The sequence below is a fragment of the Micromonospora sp. NPDC048040 genome, from assembly GCF_055587185.1.
In genome coordinates, this window is sequence record NZ_JBVJGT010000135.1 from 1 (window position 1) to 2525 (window position 2525).

Here is a 2525-nt window from a genome sequence, read left to right on the forward strand (position 1 = left end):
GCCGGCGCAGTTTCTCCAACTCGATCTGCTCTGCGGATTTCTTCACCCGCGGTCCCGCGGCAACCGTGCCGGCATCCGCCTTCTGGGTGCCTACACGGCCGAGGTGCCCGGCGTCACGGGCTCGTGTCCATTCGATGATGTGCGACGAGTACAAGCCTTCCCGGCGCAGGATCGCGCCCTTCTCCCCGTTCGGAGCGTTCTCGTACTCGGCGACCATCGCGAGCTTGTACTCCGGGCTGAAAACCCGCCGCGACGGCCTGGGCGCCGGATCAGCCCCGCCGCCGGACGCCGACTGCTGGCCAGATGAAGTGGACACGTACACAAGGATCTCCGATCCCCGCCCTCAGATCAGCACCCCGCTCGCACGAGGTGTCTCACACCATCTTGACCAAGAGGGTGATGCCGCCGGCTGTAGCCGCAGTCAACGGCGACTACGAGCTCGCGGACCGGCTGATCCGACAGGAACTTGAGCGCACGGCAGGCACTTGATGATCATCTCCCGATGGGTCGACGACGAAAGGCTTCGACCCAGTCACCATGCAGCGGTTCCAGCGCAACCTCCATCCGCTGATCATCGCAAGTGCGCTGTTCTCGGCAGGTGAGGACGCCACGGCTGGCCAGCGCTACAAGGAGCGGACCACCAACCCATCCGCCACGACCGGACGTACGGCATCCGGATCAGCCATGCACTGAGCCATGACCAGGGTGCGGCTCGTGGCAGGTGACGATGAAGGCGTCGTCGCCGAGGGACAGCGACTCGCCGGCGGTGTACGAGAGGGCGTGGGGGGCCGTCAGCGCGGCTGTGCGCAGCGCCAGCCGCGCCGGTCGCTGGAACTCCACCGCCCGCAGCCCCCACGTGCCGTCATCGCAGGGAACGGCGAGGTTGACCACTGCTGAGGCGTCGCGTACCGCACCATACCAGGCGTGGGCGGCGGTGTAGTCGGCCAACGTGACCTGCGCTTGCGTTGGTTGACCGGCCACCGTGGAGCGAGGTGAGCTGGTCGGAACCAGCGCGTGAACCCAGTGGTCATCTGCGAAACGGCCGGCGATCCGGTGGGCAAGGAGGGGACTCCTGGTGAGCCATCCCTCGGCCAACCGTCGCAACGCATCGTCGCGCGCCACCCGGGGCCGACCGGCAGCGGTGAGCACAGCGTCACCGGCGCCTGCGAAGGTGTCACACAACTCCCGCAGCGAAACCCGGCCGACGGCCTGCGCGTAACGCACCGACCGGATCTCCAGCATCCCCTGGTGGAGCACGGTGACGGCATCCACGGCCCCACCGGGCGGTAGTGACAGCTGGACCTGCCGCGGCTTGCGCCGGCCGGCGCGGCGGCGTGGAGTGGACGCGTCGGCGGCCTGCCCGGCGTGCGACAGGTGCCACAACGAGTCGTCGAACCCCACAGTGGCCGAGGCCGCGCGAAGGCGCCCCTGGACGCCGACACAGACCTCGACTCCGGCGGCATCCGCAGCCAAGGTCGCACCAGCCCCGTCATCGCTGTCGAATCGCACGGCCCGGACGTCGCTGAGGAACACTTGCACGACCGCGTCCCCGCGCTCGCCTCGGGTGGCGTAGCGGCGCGGCACCGCCAGGGCGACGTAACCGGACAGCTCCTGCCCGGCGCGTTCCACCCGCACCGTCCGGACCTCGGCGCGGGCCAGGTCGTAGTCCTTTGCGACGCTCGCGACAGCCGTCGCGGTCAGCGGCGCGATGCCGGGCTGAACCCGCCCCTGGTAGTCGCGGTAGTGCCCGGCACGGTGGACGAGCGTGGGCAGCAGGGGCTCCAACCGGTGTCCGGCGACCGCGGCCTGCTCGATCATCCACGCCCGGCGGGACGGCCCCAGATCCGCCATCCACACGAGCGCCGCCCTCGCGCGCCGCTCACGCAACCACGCCGGCCGACTGAGCGCCGCATCGAACAGCGGAAAGGCGTTGTTGTCCCAAACGTCCGCGATCCGGACGACAGCCTGCCGGTCGAAACGGCGACCATCTGCCGCCAGTTCCCCAATGCTGGCCACCGAACGGTCCAGCAGTGCCGCAAACATCGACATGGCAGAAGCCCCGGTCATAACCGCGAAGCCTAAGGGCAGCGCGACGTGCGCGTCTTGACCACGGGCCCCGCTCGCCTGCGATCATGCTCTCGTCTCGGCGCGACCGTAAGTTGAGCCGCGCGTTTGCTGCTTACCCTGCGTGACGCGCGTCGGCGACAGAAGAGTGACGGATCTTGGAATCTTGCGGCAACGGTCGTAGGCGAACGGTGCCGGGCCACCGGCGGAGCCGGCCCGCACGGCCGCGGACCTGCGGGATCGTGTGGATCAGTGCGAGTGGTCGAGCATCCTCTGGATGGTGTCACGCACCGAGCGGTCTTCCTCCACTCTCAGATGATTGCCGAGGGTCTGGCGCAGTTGGGGGCTCAGCCGTCTTCCCTGCAGTGAGCCATTTTCATCCTGCGTAGCGGTTCGCATCGACGTGGTGCAGGACAAGGATGGCCTGCACGATCGCGGTGGCGCGGCGTGGACAGCACCGC

Annotated in this window: 2 protein-coding genes and 2 pseudogenes; 1 reads left to right on the forward strand and 3 read right to left on the reverse strand. The window is 68.8% G+C overall.

The window, feature by feature from the left end; all coding sequences use genetic code 11:
* A pseudogene (locus ACZ6O2_RS36450) lies at positions 1 to 217 on the reverse strand (hypothetical protein); the annotation flags it as partial.
* A gap of 320 nt (positions 218 to 537) precedes the next feature.
* Here ACZ6O2_RS36450 and ACZ6O2_RS36455 point away from each other — a divergent pair.
* On the forward strand, positions 538 to 693 hold the full coding sequence (locus ACZ6O2_RS36455; RefSeq protein ID WP_466026211.1) for a hypothetical protein: 156 nt from the start codon (positions 538 to 540) through the stop codon (positions 691 to 693).
* On the opposite strand, the gene ACZ6O2_RS36460 is transcribed toward ACZ6O2_RS36455, so the two are convergent.
* Together ACZ6O2_RS36460 and ACZ6O2_RS36465 are read right to left on the reverse strand one after the other, a co-directional pair.
* Positions 679 to 2067 (reverse strand): hypothetical protein, encoded by a 1389-nt coding sequence (locus tag ACZ6O2_RS36460; protein WP_466026212.1) that lies wholly within the window; start codon positions 2065 to 2067, stop codon positions 679 to 681. The genes ACZ6O2_RS36455 and ACZ6O2_RS36460 overlap by 15 nt on opposite strands.
* A gap of 373 nt (positions 2068 to 2440) precedes the next feature.
* Positions 2441 to 2525 (reverse strand): annotated as a pseudogene (locus ACZ6O2_RS36465) (IS5/IS1182 family transposase); the annotation flags it as partial.